This is a genomic window from Paenibacillus sp. FW101-FHT12H11, assembly GCF_058790355.1.
In genome coordinates, this window is the sequence record NZ_JBYTCO010000011.1 from 45,998 (window position 1) to 61,766 (window position 15,769).

Consider the following 15,769-nt stretch of genomic DNA (forward strand, 5'->3'; position numbering starts at 1 on the left):
GTGATTGACTTACATTGGTAATAACTGCGGGTTGAGCCCCCTATCCTACCCACCTATAATGGGTAACAGCGAAAGGGGAGATGAAGATGAACTCATTAAAAAGGCTCGTCCTAGTCATGCTGATCGCTTCGATTGGTTTAGGTTTTTCGGTAAGCGAATGGAGCCATCCAACAGCAGCCGCAACGGCTGAAACGTTGCAACCAGGCAGTGAGAACGGTGATGTCTGGGATGCACAATTCCGTCTTAAAATGTTAGGCTATTACCAACAGCCGCTAGATGGCGTGTACGGTCCTGTTACCGCCGCAGCTGTACGTAATTTTCAATATAATTATGGCTTAACGATTGATGGTATTGTTGGTGCTAATACATGGCAGAGCTTACGTAAGTATTCGGTTAATCAAACGGATCTTGATATGCTGGCGAAAGTGATCTACAGCGAGGCTCGCGGCGAGTCCTACGAAGGACAAGTTGCAGTCGGCGCGGTGGTTATGAATCGTCTGAATTCAAGTGAGTTTCCGAATACAATCGAAGGGATTGTTTTTGAGTCTGGCGCTTTCACGGCCGTAGATGACGGGCAATACTGGTTGACGCCGGACAGCACGGCATACAAGGCTGCACAGGATGCTGTACGCGGCTGGGATCCAACCGGTGGCGCTCTCTACTACTTCAATCCAAAAACAGCGACAAGCAAATGGATCTGGTCACGTCCGCAGACGGTTCGGATCGGCAATCATATTTTTGCCAAGTAAAGATGAAAAACACCTCTCATCTGGCCGCTTCGAATCGGAGCCGCTGATGAAAGGTGTTTTTTCATTTTTTATAAGTTACGTAGACTCCTTGTACCAAGGATTCAAATGCACCAGTACTTCGTCCACATCGCTATGCGCAGATTGGATTTTGTGTTTAATGCCGCGAATAATGTCGTGGCCTTCTTGGATGGTCAATGTACCCGATACGCCAAGCCGCGCGTCAATTAATATGTAGTGACCGTGCTCGCGTGCTCTCAAGCGGTCAATCCGCTTGATCTCAGGTACAGAGCGGATCAGCGACGCGTACTCTTCAATCTGTGTCGAGCTTACGCTCCGCTCCATGAGAATACCGAATGAATCTTGGCCCATTTCGTAAGCCAGTTTCAAGACCAGAATGGAGACGATAATCCCCGCTACAGGGTCCCCATATGCGAGAAATCCGTAGCCGAAATGATCCCCGAGCAGCGCCAACCCGATCCCGACAGAAGCGGCAATCGACGCGTAGACATCCGCCAGATGGTCATAGGCCGTGGCGATTAATCCCTTGCTGTTCATTTTACGGCCGACCCGCATCGTGTACACATAAAGAACTTGCTTCCAGATGAGCGAGATGACCGCTGCGATAAAAGCAATCACATGCGCCTCACCGGCTGGCTCAAATAAGGCATGAATAGAATGATAACCAATGTATACGGCGGCTCCAGCTAAAATAATCGCAACAATAAAAGCGCCGAGCACCTCTGCTTTGCCATGCCCGTAAGGATGGTCCACATCAGCAGGCTTAGACGAAACACGCATGGAGCTGTAAGCCGTCGCCGTAGCAATGACGTCTCCGGCATTATGGATGCCATCGGCAATAAGCACCTGGCTGTTGAAAAGAAGGCCAACGATAATTTTGATGGCGGTCAGTACGATATTGCTGGCAAGACTAATCCAGATCGCCAGCATCGAGGCGGTGTTCTTCATACTTGCCACTCCCTTCCCTCTTCTAGTATGGCCTCCTAGAAGCAAAAAATCCTCTATCCAAGTACTTGGATAGAGGATTGCGGGGACGATGCGCTAGCGCAGCATCGTGCCCATACGCCGCGCCGCTTCCATAATGAGCGGCGCCTGCTCTTGCATCAGCTCCAGCGTAAGCCGGTTCGCTGGGCCTGAGACGGCGAGGGCGGCCACAAGCCGGCCCCCGCGATCAATAATCGGCGCGGACACGGCCGCCGCACCGGGCTCGCGCTCTTCCACGCTCGTGGCGAAGCCAGCGCGTTTGGTGTCGCCCAGCTGCTGCAGGAACGCCTGCTGATCCAGCCCGGTCGGCCAGTCGGCCGAGGCTAGCAGCTGCTGCTGCACAGCGGGCTCTGCGAAGGCGACGAGCACCTTGCTCGAGGCGCCGACGTAAAGCGGCATTCGGGCCCCTACAGGGGCTACACGGCGAATGGCATGGTTGCTCTGCACGGCTTGGATGCGGATACGCTCCAGGCCATCCTGCACGTAAAGCGAGATCGTCTCGCCGAGGAGATCGCGCAGCCTTTCCATCTCCGGCAGCAGAATGATGCCAGGGTCTCCCTCTTGCGAAAGGTTGGCGGACAGCTCCCACAGCCGATAGCCCAGTCTGTATTTATCTGTCGCGGCATCGCGCATAATAAAGCCCTTGCCTTCCAAAGAAGCAAGCAGCCGATGCACCGTACTTTTATGTAAATCAACACGACTTGCAATTTCTGTCAACGTCAATTCGGTCGATTCAGTAAAACAGAGCATAATATCCAAAGCACGCTCTACAGCTCGCACCGTCAGCTTATTATCTTCCATGACGAACACCACTTTCATAGTCAACTGTCTGCGGAAGCATCAAATAGTTTCACTATATGAAACCCAGTTATATCTAGTATAACCAAACTCCAACGTTGCGTAAAGGTCAAACATCTGTTTCTTGAATTGTTACAGAAAGGTTACAGTGACTTTACATTTCCCGCACCCTCATTGACTTGTAAGCGCATACAGAATAAGATTAAGATAATAGATTACTTATCTGAAAATTTAGATAATTATTCCTTTCTCCTTATAACTTCTCAGAGCAGCCCATTTGAACACACTACTTTTCTGGAGGGAGGGTACTGCGATGTCATCAACATCACTATCCCCAGGCTCAATTCAACCTACGCTCGAACAGGTCGTTACCCGTCCGCTATTACGCAAAAAAAGGCTGGTTCTCACCATCCTGATCTCATTCCTGACGTTATGTACCTCGCTGTTGCTGGCTTTTCACGCCTATATTGCATGGACGCTGGCACGGCCGCATATTGATCCGCTTCATTCGGATCCCATGAGAGCCGTAGGTCTTCCCTACAGCAGCATTACGTTCCCAAGTCTGAACGGAGCCTCGAATTTAGACGGTTGGTTCATTCCCGCTCCTTCCAACAAAACCGTGATCTTCTCGCACGGCTATGGCGGTAATCGCGAAGAACTGTGGGTTCCGCTCTATAATTTGGCCCGTGAGCTGCATTTGCAGAACTACAATGTGCTGATGTTCGATTATGGCTATGTTCAACCAGGCAATGAACGCATCATGACCGGTGGTATTCAGGAGTCACAGGAGCTGCTGGGAGCGATTAACTATGTTAAGCATTTATCCAATGGTCCTATTTATATCTGGGGCTTCTCCATGGGTGCTGGAACAGCGCTGCAAGCCGCTCTCCAAAATGGTACGGATATCTCAGGGATGATTCTGGACAGCACGTTTATGCTGAATCCGGATACACTCTATCACAATATGAAGCAAGTTGTGAATGTTCCGAAATTCCCGTCTCTACCGCTTGTCCGCTTATTTTTCCCTTTATTGAACGGAGTGAGCTTGCACGAGGTTCCTTATAAAAAGGTCACTTCAACCGCTTATTCAATGCCTATTTATTTCATTCATGGAACGGATGACTCCAAAGCTCCATATGAAATGGTAGAGGATATTTTCAAGGTGCAAGACAACGCGCAATCCAAACTTTGGATTATCCCCAAAGCCCAGCATGAATTGTTATACCGCGCAGAGCCCAAAAAGTATGTGCGCACTTCTCTCAGCTTTCTTAATGGCCTGACGCCGAAAGAAACTGTAGCAGCTGTTAACTGACGTTGGTATTCCCTCCTCCCTATAAAATCGACCCCTTGCGGGGTCGATATTTTTTTGTGCCTAGTCCATCTCATAGATCGAGCCGGACTTGCTCGCGAACAGCTCTGCATACACCTTCTCCGCGTATGCGTCGGTCATGCCGGATATATAGTCCGCCACGAACCGCGGCCAGCTCCAGTTACCTTTCCGGCGCTCATAGCTATCGATCCAATCGGGTGGAATGATCCACATTCCCCTGTCTTGATCGATAAAGCTTTCCCACAGCCGCTCGACGATGATCTCGCTCCGCTTCTGGAGGCGCAGTACCCGGAAGTCCTTGATCAGCGTGACCCACGCCAGCTTCTTCAAGATCTCCATGGTCCGCAGGAGGTTCATATCCTCCGCTCCGTCTTTGACGAGCGCAACCTTTTTCCAGCCTCGTTCAGGATCGTCCAGAATGTCCAAACGGCTAGCAAAAGAGCTCACCCAGCGTGCTTTCATCTCTCTGCGCGTACGCGATTCTTCTCGGTTGCATTCGACGAAAATCTGCTGCCACTGCTCGAGATAGTCGGTCAGCACCTTCTTGACCATTTGCTCGATGTCGACTTGCTCCCAGCCGAATTTGTGTTTATTGGGATCATTCAAAATTTCCATTACCAAATGGCGGATCAGGCGTTGATTCTCAAAAAACGTAGCGTTCATCTGGATTTTGCCAGCGCGAATGCCGTCTTCAATATCATGCGTAGAGTACGCGATATCGTCGCATAAATCCATCAATTGCGCTTCTAACGTGGAGCAGCCTTCCGGCATATTCCATTCTCTCCGCAGTTCCCGGATAATCTCCCATTCAGAGGCGTATACCCCTTTGAGCCGGCCTTCTTCCTCCAGCAGGAAAGGATACTTATTAATGCCAAGCAGCACAGCCGCGGTAAGATCCAGACCGCTTTCACTGCCCGCCCTTTTTTCAAGAAACATCAGGATTCGGAAGTTCTGGGCATTGCCCTCGTATTTCAAACCATGATCCTTCAGCAGAATGTGGTTCAGCACCTCTTCCCCTTTGTGGCCAAAAGGCGGGTGGCCGAAATCGTGCGCAATCGACGCACACTCCACAACGGTAGGGTCAATGATGAGACCCGGATGCTCTCTTTTTTGCAGAAAAGGGTTCGTCCGCTCCAGACGTTTCGCCACTTCTCTTGCGATTTGGGCAACCTCCAGCGAATGGGTCAACCGCGTCCGGTAATAGTCGCCTGAACCGGCTCCGAACACCTGCGACTTGCCCTGCAGCCGCCGAAAGGTCGGTGATTGGATCAATCTTGCGTAATCCCGCTCAAATTCATCCCGTTCTTCACTCACTTTAGAGGAAGCGGCCTCTCCGGGCCGAAATTTTCGTATGTTTTTCATCTGCTTGCCCCCTCTGGTGCTCTCGTGCTCTTGCCAACCCCCGGAATTGTACACCTAGCGATTTGTATACTTGCTATGATCAGTTTATGCTATAGCATGTACGCTAGTCACCATGGGGCCATTTATTTATAAAAGAATACTATATTCATCTATTCGGCAACAAGTCATGCAGCCACATTCTCCATAAAAAAGGGATGCTGCACAAGACATTTGTCTTCATGCACACCCCTTTACTCACGAATTACCTATTGATCAATGATAAAAACTCGGAACGCAGCGTTGAATCCGTACGGAAAGAACCGCGCACCGCTGATGTGATCGTCTCGCTGCCGTACTTTTTGACCCCTCTGGAGCACATGCACATATGCTCGCCTTCCACAACGACCATCACGCCGTGCGGCTTCAGCACTTCATCGAGAATGTCGGCGATTTCGGACGTTATTCTCTCCTGCACCTGCAATTTGCGGGTGATAACATCGACTAAACGGGCAAATTTGCTTAATCCCGCAACTTTACCGCTCGGCAGGTAGCCAACATGCACTTTGCCGAAAAACGGCGCCATATGATGTTCGCATTGGCTGTAATAGATAATATCTTTGATGATCACCAATTCCTCATGCTGCTCATCAAAGGTTACACCAAGCACGTCCCGCGGGTCTGCGTCGTAGCCCGAAAAAATTTCTTCATACATGCGCGTTACGCGTGCAGGTGTGTCCAACAAACCTTCCCGGTCCACATCTTCGCCGATCAATCTCAAAATTTCGCGCACATGCTTCTCAATCAGCTCGCGATTCTCAGCTACTCTCGTATTTCTGTATTCAACTGATGCCAATGGCTCCACTCTCCTCATTCATATCCTTTAACCCATGCAGACTGTCAAAACCTTGATCCCATCTCTCATAGCCCTGCTGTCCTTATGCGTTTTGGTAAGCAGCATGCCGCCTTGCCAAAGAGAGACGATAGGTGCAGCAAGCTCGACTGGGGCTAGCCCCTGCAGGGATAGCTCGCCTTGTTTCCGGCCTTCTTTCAGACAAGCCTCAATCTCGCCCTCCATCTCGCTGAAAAAGCGGCTGAGCGGCTTACGCAGCTCCTCTGAGCAATCGCTAAGCTCTAGCGCCAAATTCCCGAAAAAACATCCCTTGCGGCACTCGTTCTCATCACAGAAGCTTAACATGCGTTCAAACAACTCCAACACGCGCTGCTTTGGCGATAATTTAGTATTCCCCAGACTTGGCTCCAACACGGATTGCCGCATTTCATCTACCTTGCGTTCAATGACCTTTAAGCCCAGTTCTTCTTTGCTTTTAAAATGATAATAAAAATTGCTTTTACATACCCCGCTGCTCGACAAAATGTCCTCTAGTCCCGTTCCTTGGTAGCCATGATCATGAAATAGATCCATCGCAGCTTCCAGAATGCGGTCTTTGTTGCTTGCCATCGACTAGCCACCTCTGAATCGTACTGGTATGTCCTAATTTTACAAAACCTGACTATAACACGAAGGGCTCCTGCTGTCCTCCGATTGTACGGTTAGACAGCAAAGCCCTTTGAAGGGGTCACGAGCCCCACTATTATTTCCACTTTTGGTTTTTCATCATTTGCTGCGCTTTGTTTAACTGCTGTTTATTCATGTTGTAGCCCATTTGCTTCGCCATTTTGGCCAGCATTTCGGGATTATTTTGCATGGATTCCAACTGCTTTTTCAAGTAAAACACGCCGATAAAAAATCCGCCGACTAAGCCCACAATCAAAGTGAGAATAGGAATAAGATAACTCCACATAACGTTGCCCCCTGCAAGTGCTGATTGGTTAGATTGCTTGCCTTATCATACCATTTCTACTCATCGCTTTACAAATGACTTGGCCATAAATCATAGAACTTGTTCAATAAAAACGGTGGTATGTTTGGCCAAATCGATTTCCTTAATATCCAGTTCTCTGTCCATCTGATCCTGCTTGACGATTCTGACAATCGGGCGGGTCGGCAATCCGCGATGCTGGCCGACAACAACGCCGGTCTCGCGATTCGATAGACGGACGGAGGCCCCGGTCGGATAGATGGAAACAGTTTTCAGAAAATGAATCAAAACCTCTCGATCCAGCTTTGTTCCAGCCAGCGCCATCATATGCTCACATGCCTCGTAGGGCAACATCCGGCGTCCCATGGAAGTATCGAAGAGCAGGTTATCGTACATATTCGCGACAGCTGTAATTTTGGCATAAATATGGATGTCGTCGCTGGTCAAGCCTCTCGGAATGCCCTGTCCGTCCAATGCTTCATGATGTTGGAAGGCGACATGGGCAATCAGCAAGCTGAATTCGCGCTTGGTTTTCAAAAGCTCAAACCCGCGCCATGTATGATGCCTCCTGCTGTCAGACGACTCATCGTCACAGGTGAGCTCAATTTTCCCCACGTCATGAAGAAGGGCGCCGATAGCAAGCTCTTTCAATTGGCTCTCATTGAACCCCATATTAATGCCTACAAGCACCGCCATCATGCAGACGTTGGTCGCATGGACATACATCTCGTTATCCTTGGTTCGAATGTCGGTCAGTTGGACGAGCACATCCCGATTCTTCATCACCTCGTCAAGCAAAGTATTGATCGAAATACTCATAGCGCGGGAGTTGAATTCCTTGCCGGATCGGAGCGCAGCGAAGGTTTGTCCCATTTGCTGCATCACAATACGTTTCGTTTCTTCTGAAACGATTTCCGGAATCTCCACATCTTCCAGGTTTGGATCCTTGATATAAACCATCGTAACACCGATTCGATTGAGCGTATTGATCATAAAAACCGTTAACTGCACGCCTTCCGAAAGCAAAATCGAACCGTTGCTGGCAAATATCGTGCGGCCTAAATATTGACCCGACTCAACGGAATCCAAATGTACATATTTCATAGGATCACTCCACAGTTAGTTATTCTTTGGATTCATATGGGGGCGTTCTTCGCGTTCCAAATCAAGTAAATGTATTTTCATGTCGAGACCCCCGGCATACCCCACCAACTCGCCGCTTACACCAATGATGCGATGACAGGGAATGATTACGGGAATCGGATTTTTATTATTTGCGCCGCCTACTGCTCTAACGGCTTTCGGTGATTGAATCGCCTCGGCAATGTGCTTATAGGAAGCTGTCTCTCCGTATGGTACGTCCAGCAGGGCAGTCCAAACTTTTTTCTGAAATTCCGTACCCTGCAAATCCAATTCCCCATCAAACTTTAGCCGTTCTCCTCTAAAATACTCCTCCAGCTGTTGTACGGTTGGCGCAAGTGTTCCTGCATCCTCCTGGAGCTCCGTATCCTTGCCAAACCAACGTGTCGTCCACTCTTGCAGGTCCGCTTGATTCTGGCTCATGGTGCCGAAAGCAACACGGCAAAGTCCTTTCGGACTTGTAATGAGAACAAGCGCGCCTATAGGCGTAGCCACTTCCGTATAGATCAATTTGTTCGCAGTGGATTGCTGATGATATGTCATGTCGGATTCTTCTCCCCTGTCTGCGGGCTTGCATGATTCGCTTGCCGGATGGCCGTCATCGCCTTCTCAATATCTTGCTGCACCGCCGGTTCCTGCTCGGCCCCTTGGGCCTTGTCCAGAGCTGCTGCGGCATCGTCGCCCCCTATGCGCCCCAGCGCCCATGCAGCCGTTGCCCTAATCTCAGGCCGCGGATCCTTGTGCAGCAGCTCCGTAAGATCAGGCACAGCGGAGCTGTCCCTGAAGTTGCCCAGCGCGATGATCGCGTTGCGCTGAATGGGCTTTTTGCCCCTCCAGGACGCCGCGATGCGTCCGTATTGCTCTTTGAAGTCCTTGTTCGTCATGGTGAGCAAGGGAATCAGAAGCGGCTTGACCTTCTCAGGGTCAGGCTCGAACTCCGGATGATGCGTCCAGTTCATCCCCTTGTTCTTCGGGCAGACGATCTGGCACGTATCACAGCCATAGAGCCGGTTGCCGATTTTAAGCTTGTACTCATCCGCGATGTATCCCTTCGTTTGGGTAATGAAGGAGATGCAGCGGGATGAGTTGAGCTGTCCCGGGCCAACGAGCGCCCCTGTGGGACAAGCGTCGATACAGATCGTGCAGTCGCCGCACTGATCCATCATCGGCGTACCGGGGCTGAACGGAATATTGGTGATGATTTCGCCCAAATAGACCCATGAGCCCCATTCCGGTGTAATGACGGCGCAGTTCTTACCGGACCAGCCGATGCCGGAGCGCTCCGCGACAGCGCGGTCAACCAGCACGCCGGTGTCGACCATGCTTTGCAATCGCGCATCCGGCATGCGCTCCGCGATGAAAGCCTCCAGCTTCGCGAGCCGGTCGCGAAGCACATCATGGTAATCGCTGCCCCAGGAGGAGCGCGAAATGATCCCCCGATACGCCCCTGGCTCGGATCGGGGCGGGTTAGCCAGCTTCGATGGGTATGCGACCGCGATGGAGATGATCGACCGCGGCGCATCGAAGCTCAGCTCGGGATGCACCCGCTTCTCGATATCCGGCTCCTCGAAGCCGGATTCGAACCCCTTCTCCCGGTGACGTAGAAGGATGTCTTTCAGTTCTGTGAACGGCTCAGCTGACGTGAAGCCGATCTTATCTATACCGAGGGACGGCGCGGCTTCCACGATCTCTTGCTGTAATTTTCTAATCTCTGTCTCTGACGCTGCGACGATGGAAACCGCCAAAACACCCTCACCTCTTTCATCTGTTCGTATTTACCTTACAGGTCTGCGGCCATTGAGAATGGCCACAGCACATACTCAGCCCGGCCTTGAATCAGGCCGGCCGGAACTTCCCCGAACCTGCGGCTGTCCGCACTCGCCGCCGCATGGCGGTTATCGCCCATCACGAAGACGCGGCCCTCCCCGATCTGCATCGGGCCGAAATCGCCGTCCTCGATAGGCGAGTCGGTGTACGGTTCGTCGACTTTCTCGCCGTTCACATACAAAGCGCCGCCTCGGCCTTTCACCTCGTCGCCTCCAACGGCCACCACCCTTTTCACCAAAAAAGGATGGTGGGTAAAGGCATACTCCTCCGTCTCCTTCAGGATGACGATTTCACCGCGTTTAGGCGATTTGAAGTACGTAATCGCCTTATTCACAAACAGCCATTCTCCCTCTTGCAGCGTTGGATCCATCGAATGTCCCCGAACTGTGGACAAGTTAAATCCGAATTGATGCACAAGAATAACGACAAGAAGAGCTACGAGGATGGATTTCGTCCAATCCCACAGCTCATGGGTAAGGCTCTTTACCTCTGTCTGTTTGACATTCCTGGACTGTGAAGCTGCTTGATTGGATTCATTACGGCCTACAAAGAAGCTCATTCATGCTCCTCCGTTCTTTTGCTTTTCCCACTGCTCGTAATAATGCATGACCAAGTCATCTTGAAATGGCGGCTTGTCCGTACTGGCCAGTTCCAAAATGGCGGCAAGTCCATCCTTCACTTTTGATTCAACAAGAGCCGAATAGTGATAATTCAGTTTATGACGTTCATATTCATCTTCATCTACGATATGCACGGAACGATCCGGCATTCGAATGACATCAAGGTCGTAGTCGATATAAGTAAGCACTTGCCCCGTCACATACATAGGAGACGCTACGTTACAGTAATATCTGACTCCTGTATCTTCAATAAGGGCAACAATATTAAACCATTGCTTGGGAATAAAAAAAGAAACGCCCGGAATACGGCTGACCCATTCCTTCCCGTCAGCTTCCTGAATCTTCGTCTGGCTGTTAATAAACACCATCATGTCTAGCTGGAGATGGTCGGCATGCATGACGTGCGGCGGCACTCGCCAATTCGTGAGCCACATCCGGTGTAAATGTCCGTCATGTTTGAAGCTTTTTATCACATACGGCGCGAAATTATCCATGTCTCAAAGCTCCTCTATTGATAGCTGCCGATAAGTTCCCCTATTATATAGAAAAGCATATCTGACCCCCAAATGCAATGGCGGCACAGATATGCTTCTCTAGCTTCAATCTGTTCAATTTCACACTCGTCACTGCCGTGACTATACGCTGACTTTCTTCACAATGCTCAAACGATGCGCAGCACGGGAAAAATCAGATGTACTATAACCCGCCGACTCATACACTGGGAGTACGACTTCATTATGGACGTCCACCGTTACCATAATTTTGTTCACGTTCCGTTGGAGGAACCTCATTTTCATCGCTTCGATCAAAGCTTTACCGATACCTTTACGCTGATACTCTGTGGCAACTGCAATTCGATAGTAATAGCCATTGTTGTTATCGATGGTGCCAATAATCACGCCCACGATTTCTGATTCTTCTTGTGCAACCAGCACAAGCTCCGTATCCCAAGAAAGTTGACGAGCAAATGCTTCCATCGTTTCCTCATAGCAGATTTCCGACAAAACATCCTGTAAAAGTGATGTCACCGAAGACGTATCACCAAGCTGAAATGAACGAACATGCATACGGTTCTCTCCCAATCCCCTATTCATTTTCTAGGATTAATTTTATGGTAATTTAGTAAATACGACAAAAAAGGACGGAATCCTGCTGAAAATGTGTTAAAATTCACAAAAATCTTTGTTTTTTTCTAAAAACCTCTTGAAAGCGCTTAAATGCAAGCGTTTTCAACAAATTGCGCGTTAAGCATTCTACCAACTGAAACAAATAAAAGCCTGACGGATGAAATTCCGTCAGGCATCGATGCTAGTTGCTAAGTAGCTTGCGACTCTTTCACAACCGCTTGCGGACCGCGATATTTGTAGAAAAATGCCACACCAATCAGAGCAAGCCCATTGATGGCAAAAACGAGAGGAATTCCGATCCAGCCGCCCAAGAAGCCGCCGATGATCGGACCGCTCATCGTCCCAAGCTGCGTAGCGGATTGGTTCAGGCTGAAGGCCCTGCCCCGAAAGCCGGGATCCGTAAATTTCACAATCAAAGCATTTAACGCCGGATAGACGGCGGCGAAGAACAGCCCGTAACTAAACCTCAATATGCCGAATGCCAGCAAATGATGCGTACCCAGCTGCAGTAAATTACCTATGCCTCCGCCTAACAGCCCGATGAACAGCGTTTTGGAGTAGCTGATCTTTTGCCCAAGCTTGCCCCATCGAGGCGCGGCTATGACCGTGGCTACGCCAACCGCTGAGAAGATGATGCCTGAGCTTAGCGACGCTGAGCTTTGGGTGCCCCCCATTTGGAGCACATAGATGGTAAGCAGCGGCTCAACGATCATGACCGAGGTAGCCACCAGCATGGTGACGCCAAGGATCATCATGAAGGATCGGTTGTGCGCAGCCGATTTCAAGTCGTCCCAGACGCTGGAACGCTCGGCGGAGCGGTTGAAGTTTTTTTCCTTGGCTCCGAATAGACCGATGAAAGCCGCCACCAAGACGACACAGCCGGAGACCAGAAAGGACTCCCTGTTCCCTACCCAATGGCTGACAAAACCGCCAACCAGCGGGCCGATCACGCTTCCTGCAGCACCTGCGGTAGACATGACGCCAAGGGCATAACCGACTTCTTTCTCCGGAGTGTTCGTGGCAACCAGCGCAATGGACGCCGGAACGAAGCCGGCAAGCAGCCCTTGCAGGATGCGTACAACTAAGAACAGATAAGGATCATGTACGAAAAACGTTGCAAAATAAAGAACGCTTAAACTGAACCCTGAACGAATGAGCATCGGTTTGCGACCATATTTGTCAGCAAGTGATCCCCAGTAGGGTGCAATTAAAGCGCTCGCTAGAAAAGTAATGCCAAAGGTGATACCCGACCATGCTTCGAGCCCTTTATCAATTCCGAGCTCCGTGTGCAGGAATATCGGCAAGAATGGAACCGATATGGTGTAGGCCATCCCGCAGAAAAAAACGCCGATCCATAATGTAACCAGATTTCGCTTCCAAGAAAATTCCATGTCATTTCCCCTCCTAATGCTTCTTTCTGCACGTAAGTGCTCGTTCATTTCTCCTTCTCTCTCCCGATAACCGCGAAACGATAACCTTATTTTATCATCTTTCTCCCGATATTAGAAATTTTAAATCAAGAACATAAAAAGCCTAACGGTTTAGACACCGTCAGGCAATATATTTTCAGTGGCTCCTTGCTGCATATCCTCTCAATACTTTCTCTGTCGCATGATGAACAATGATGTACAACGTAAACACGACAAGATAAACAAATGGTGAATACCACAGCTTCCAACCATTAAACGTAAAAACGTGACAAAGGCAGGCTAACCATTCAAAAAACACAGATATCCCCGAGAATAAGCCCACATAAAGGATTCGAACTATGCCCTTTAATTTCCATTTATCATAAAAATACAAAAAGATGTAGGTATACGGAGGATAGTTAAGATAATAAATGACAATGTCCATCACCTCATACTTGGAACTATCACTGACATCGTACATATCAAAGGGTTTGACGGCAATCAATGAATCAACCGACTGTGAGATAAAAACGGTGAACACGGTATACACGGTAATCGCAACAGGAGAGAAACGTTTGGGCAGCAGAAAAGCGAAGGCTACGGTGACAGCGAGCGAAATCAAGGTAAACCACTCATTGATATCAAAGTGTTCAGGTGGGTACAGGATCATGGCCATCACACTTTCCAAGCATTTTTCTGAAAACTAAGCAGAAACAGGTTAACTCGAGCAAGGCGGTATACCAGACGACCATGGAATAACCAATATTCCACCCCGTTAAGGTCAGAATACCAAAGAACTGAAATAAGTGATAAGAACCGGTTAAGGCTGAAAACCAGATGCCTATATAGAGGATTTTGATCAGAAACCGTGTATTCGCTTGAAAAATAGGAACGAGCAGCCACAAGGTGCCAATCGGGAAAATAAGGATTTGATTGAGCTTATAAAAGTAAAAGGCCCAGAAAGACTCTGCAAATTGTATCAATTTGAAATTATCTACAATCGCTGAATGCAGCTGTTCAATCGCAATTAAGATGACCATGTAGTACACCCATTTTTCGAAACGGTCAAAAAGCTTTGGCATTTTGCCTAAGGAAGCCACTGCGCCAACAGCAATCAAGGTCGTGCAAACATTTAATAAAAACACGTTAGAAAAAACCTCCAATCAGGAAAAGTTTTACCTTACTATTCCCCGTTGAAGGCTCAGTATGCAATCAGCTATCCTATCGTGATCTTTCCTTCCGGGTAGCGGAAATGTTCTTTCTCTGGCAGCGGAATCAAAATATAAGCGAGTGTAACGGGTCCAAGCCGCCCAATGAACATCAGTATAACAAGAAATACTTTGCCGAATTCCGTCAGCTGTGAAGATAATCCCATCGACATTCCTGCCGTGGCATACGCCGATGTGACCTCAAACAATACGCCAAGAAACGGATAACTCTCTGTTATGGTCAGAACAATGGTGGCAATGACAATCAATGAAAAAGAAAGCAGCGTGAACGTAATCGCCTTATAAATCCGATCTTTCGAGATGCGGCGGCGGAACAGCACGATTTCCTCTTGGCCCCGCATCATGGCGATCACCGCACCGACAAGGATGACGAAGGTCGTTACCTTGATGCCCCCTCCGGAGGAACCGGGCGAAGCCCCGATAAACATCATGATAATGATGAAGAACTGCGTCGCCTGCCGCATCGATGGAATATCGATGGTGTTAATGCCTGCTGAACGCGATGAAACGGACTGCAGCAGCGAGCTGAGCAGCTTGCCCATCGCGGAGAGCGGCTGCAGCGTATGCGTATTCGTGAACTCGAAGATAAGAATGACGATAGCCCCGATGAGGATGAGCGCCGCAGAAGCGCTGAGCACCACCTTGCTGTGCAGGGTAAGCTTTTTATTCTTAGGATACGTTAGCAAATCGGAAATCACGATAAACCCGATGCCGCCTAAAATGACTAAAAGCATAGAGACGATGTTCACGAAGGGATCTTCGACATAATGCATCAAACTTCCCGGCCGGTCAGGCATGCTGCCGAATAGATCGAACCCGGCATTGTTGAATATCGAGATGCTATGAAATATACCAAAGTATACGGCCTTGCCGACAGGCATCTCAAACGACCAACGGATTGCATATAACACGGCGCCGGCCAGCTCAATGTAGAGCGCGTAAATCAAGACTTTTCGAACAAGCCGAACGATTCCCTCCGTAGACTCATAATTCATCGCCTCCTGCAGGATAAGACGCTCCTGGAAGGAGATGCGCCGCCGTAGAACGAGGGCAATAAGTGTAGACATGGTCATGAAACCAAGGCCGCCAATTTGGACAAGAAAAATAAGTACAATTTCCCCGAAGGTTGATAAATGTGCGCCTGTATTAATCACGGACAACCCCGTTACGCAAGTGGCGGAGGTTGCCATAAATAGAGCATCGGTCCATGTCATTTGACCTTCCCCTGCTGTGGAAACGGGCAAAGACAGCAGAATCGATCCCGCGATAATGATCAAAATAAACCCGATAGCCAGCACTTGGGGAGGACTTAAGCGGAATCTCTTTTTCGAATTATGTATCATTGCGAGCAACCCCATACCTCCATACCTATAATGA

The 15,769-nt window shown here is 49.3% G+C and carries 18 protein-coding genes; 2 read left to right on the forward strand and 16 right to left on the reverse strand.

Annotated elements, in window-relative coordinates:
- Positions 1-86 precede the first annotated feature (86 nt).
- A complete protein-coding gene (gene sleB, locus AC3WTJ_RS30030; protein WP_492524834.1) occupies positions 87-749 on the forward strand; it encodes a spore cortex-lytic enzyme in 663 nt (220 codons plus the stop codon).
- Positions 750-824: 75 nt separating this feature from the next.
- On the opposite strand, the gene AC3WTJ_RS30035 is transcribed toward sleB, so the two are convergent.
- Positions 825-1,715, reverse strand: coding sequence for a cation diffusion facilitator family transporter (locus AC3WTJ_RS30035; RefSeq protein WP_157323421.1), 891 nt, complete (start codon positions 1,713-1,715; stop codon positions 825-827).
- Positions 1,716-1,808: 93 nt separating this feature from the next.
- Positions 1,809-2,552 (reverse strand): IclR family transcriptional regulator, encoded by a 744-nt coding sequence (locus tag AC3WTJ_RS30040; RefSeq protein ID WP_127455072.1) that lies wholly within the window; start codon positions 2,550-2,552, stop codon positions 1,809-1,811.
- Between the two features lie 310 nt (positions 2,553-2,862).
- Between AC3WTJ_RS30040 and AC3WTJ_RS30045 the strand changes: the two genes are divergently transcribed.
- Positions 2,863-3,861: an alpha/beta hydrolase gene (locus AC3WTJ_RS30045; RefSeq protein ID WP_492524835.1), complete on the forward strand. Its 999-nt coding sequence runs from the start codon at positions 2,863-2,865 to the stop codon at positions 3,859-3,861.
- Between the two features lie 60 nt (positions 3,862-3,921).
- Here AC3WTJ_RS30045 and AC3WTJ_RS30050 read toward each other — a convergent pair whose 3' ends face one another.
- From AC3WTJ_RS30050 to AC3WTJ_RS30115, 14 genes are all read right to left on the reverse strand, one after another.
- Positions 3,922-5,241 (reverse strand): deoxyguanosinetriphosphate triphosphohydrolase family protein, encoded by a 1,320-nt coding sequence (locus tag AC3WTJ_RS30050; RefSeq protein WP_492524836.1) that lies wholly within the window; start codon positions 5,239-5,241, stop codon positions 3,922-3,924.
- A 241-nt stretch (positions 5,242-5,482) separates the two neighbouring features.
- Positions 5,483-6,073 (reverse strand): GTP cyclohydrolase I FolE, encoded by a 591-nt coding sequence (gene folE, locus AC3WTJ_RS30055; protein WP_127455066.1) that lies wholly within the window; start codon positions 6,071-6,073, stop codon positions 5,483-5,485.
- Positions 6,074-6,100: 27 nt separating this feature from the next.
- Positions 6,101-6,679 (reverse strand): TetR/AcrR family transcriptional regulator, encoded by a 579-nt coding sequence (locus tag AC3WTJ_RS30060; protein ID WP_492524837.1) that lies wholly within the window; start codon positions 6,677-6,679, stop codon positions 6,101-6,103.
- A gap of 133 nt (positions 6,680-6,812) precedes the next feature.
- Positions 6,813-7,022 (reverse strand): YneF family protein, encoded by a 210-nt coding sequence (locus AC3WTJ_RS30065; RefSeq protein ID WP_127455063.1) that lies wholly within the window; start codon positions 7,020-7,022, stop codon positions 6,813-6,815.
- A 90-nt stretch (positions 7,023-7,112) separates the two neighbouring features.
- Positions 7,113-8,144, reverse strand: coding sequence for an HD-GYP domain-containing protein (locus AC3WTJ_RS30070; RefSeq protein WP_492524838.1), 1,032 nt, complete (start codon positions 8,142-8,144; stop codon positions 7,113-7,115).
- 15 nt (positions 8,145-8,159) lie between these two features.
- A complete protein-coding gene (locus AC3WTJ_RS30075; RefSeq protein ID WP_492524839.1) occupies positions 8,160-8,723 on the reverse strand; it encodes a methylated-DNA--[protein]-cysteine S-methyltransferase in 564 nt (187 codons plus the stop codon).
- Positions 8,720-9,925 (reverse strand): tRNA epoxyqueuosine(34) reductase QueG, encoded by a 1,206-nt coding sequence (queG, locus tag AC3WTJ_RS30080; protein ID WP_492524840.1) that lies wholly within the window; start codon positions 9,923-9,925, stop codon positions 8,720-8,722. The genes AC3WTJ_RS30075 and queG overlap by 4 nt, the downstream gene beginning before the upstream one ends.
- Positions 9,926-9,960: 35 nt before the next feature.
- On the reverse strand, positions 9,961-10,566 hold the full coding sequence (lepB, locus tag AC3WTJ_RS30085; RefSeq protein WP_492524841.1) for a signal peptidase I: 606 nt from the start codon (positions 10,564-10,566) through the stop codon (positions 9,961-9,963).
- Positions 10,567-11,121, reverse strand: coding sequence for a DUF402 domain-containing protein (locus AC3WTJ_RS30090; RefSeq protein WP_492524842.1), 555 nt, complete (start codon positions 11,119-11,121; stop codon positions 10,567-10,569). It abuts the gene before it with no gap.
- A gap of 141 nt (positions 11,122-11,262) precedes the next feature.
- On the reverse strand, positions 11,263-11,694 hold the full coding sequence (locus AC3WTJ_RS30095; protein ID WP_127455051.1) for a GNAT family N-acetyltransferase: 432 nt from the start codon (positions 11,692-11,694) through the stop codon (positions 11,263-11,265).
- Between the two features lie 248 nt (positions 11,695-11,942).
- A complete protein-coding gene (locus AC3WTJ_RS30100; RefSeq protein ID WP_127455049.1) occupies positions 11,943-13,145 on the reverse strand; it encodes an MFS transporter in 1,203 nt (400 codons plus the stop codon).
- A 175-nt stretch (positions 13,146-13,320) separates the two neighbouring features.
- Positions 13,321-13,833 carry a hypothetical protein gene (locus AC3WTJ_RS30105; RefSeq protein WP_492524843.1) on the reverse strand — a complete coding sequence of 171 codons (513 nt, stop codon included), beginning with the start codon at positions 13,831-13,833 and terminating at the stop codon, positions 13,321-13,323.
- Positions 13,814-14,308, reverse strand: a complete 495-nt coding sequence (locus tag AC3WTJ_RS30110) for a hypothetical protein (RefSeq protein WP_492524844.1) — start codon at positions 14,306-14,308, stop codon at positions 13,814-13,816. Before AC3WTJ_RS30110 ends, AC3WTJ_RS30105 begins: the two co-directional genes overlap by 20 nt.
- A gap of 71 nt (positions 14,309-14,379) precedes the next feature.
- Complete coding sequence (locus AC3WTJ_RS30115) at positions 14,380-15,750, reverse strand: TrkH family potassium uptake protein (protein WP_492524845.1); 1,371 nt, start codon at positions 15,748-15,750, stop codon at positions 14,380-14,382.
- Positions 15,751-15,769: the final 19 nt, after the last annotated feature.

Coding starts and splice junctions, on each gene's coding strand:
- sleB (WP_492524834.1), top strand. CDS start 87: ATGAACTCATTAAAAAGGCTCGTCCTAGTCATGCTGATCGCTTCGATT.
- AC3WTJ_RS30035 (WP_157323421.1), bottom strand. CDS start 1,715: ATGAAGAACACCGCCTCGATGCTGGCGATCTGGATTAGTCTTGCCAGC.
- AC3WTJ_RS30040 (WP_127455072.1), bottom strand. CDS start 2,552: ATGGAAGATAATAAGCTGACGGTGCGAGCTGTAGAGCGTGCTTTGGAT.
- AC3WTJ_RS30045 (WP_492524835.1), top strand. CDS start 2,863: ATGTCATCAACATCACTATCCCCAGGCTCAATTCAACCTACGCTCGAA.
- AC3WTJ_RS30050 (WP_492524836.1), bottom strand. CDS start 5,241: ATGAAAAACATACGAAAATTTCGGCCCGGAGAGGCCGCTTCCTCTAAA.
- AC3WTJ_RS30060 (WP_492524837.1), bottom strand. CDS start 6,679: ATGGCAAGCAACAAAGACCGCATTCTGGAAGCTGCGATGGATCTATTT.
- AC3WTJ_RS30065 (WP_127455063.1), bottom strand. CDS start 7,022: ATGTGGAGTTATCTTATTCCTATTCTCACTTTGATTGTGGGCTTAGTC.
- AC3WTJ_RS30070 (WP_492524838.1), bottom strand. CDS start 8,144: ATGAAATATGTACATTTGGATTCCGTTGAGTCGGGTCAATATTTAGGC.
- AC3WTJ_RS30075 (WP_492524839.1), bottom strand. CDS start 8,723: ATGACATATCATCAGCAATCCACTGCGAACAAATTGATCTATACGGAA.
- lepB (WP_492524841.1), bottom strand. CDS start 10,566: ATGAGCTTCTTTGTAGGCCGTAATGAATCCAATCAAGCAGCTTCACAG.
- AC3WTJ_RS30090 (WP_492524842.1), bottom strand. CDS start 11,121: ATGGATAATTTCGCGCCGTATGTGATAAAAAGCTTCAAACATGACGGA.
- AC3WTJ_RS30095 (WP_127455051.1), bottom strand. CDS start 11,694: ATGCATGTTCGTTCATTTCAGCTTGGTGATACGTCTTCGGTGACATCA.
- AC3WTJ_RS30100 (WP_127455049.1), bottom strand. CDS start 13,145: ATGGAATTTTCTTGGAAGCGAAATCTGGTTACATTATGGATCGGCGTT.
- AC3WTJ_RS30105 (WP_492524843.1), bottom strand. CDS start 13,833: ATGATCCTGTACCCACCTGAACACTTTGATATCAATGAGTGGTTTACC.
- AC3WTJ_RS30115 (WP_492524845.1), bottom strand. CDS start 15,750: ATGGGGTTGCTCGCAATGATACATAATTCGAAAAAGAGATTCCGCTTA.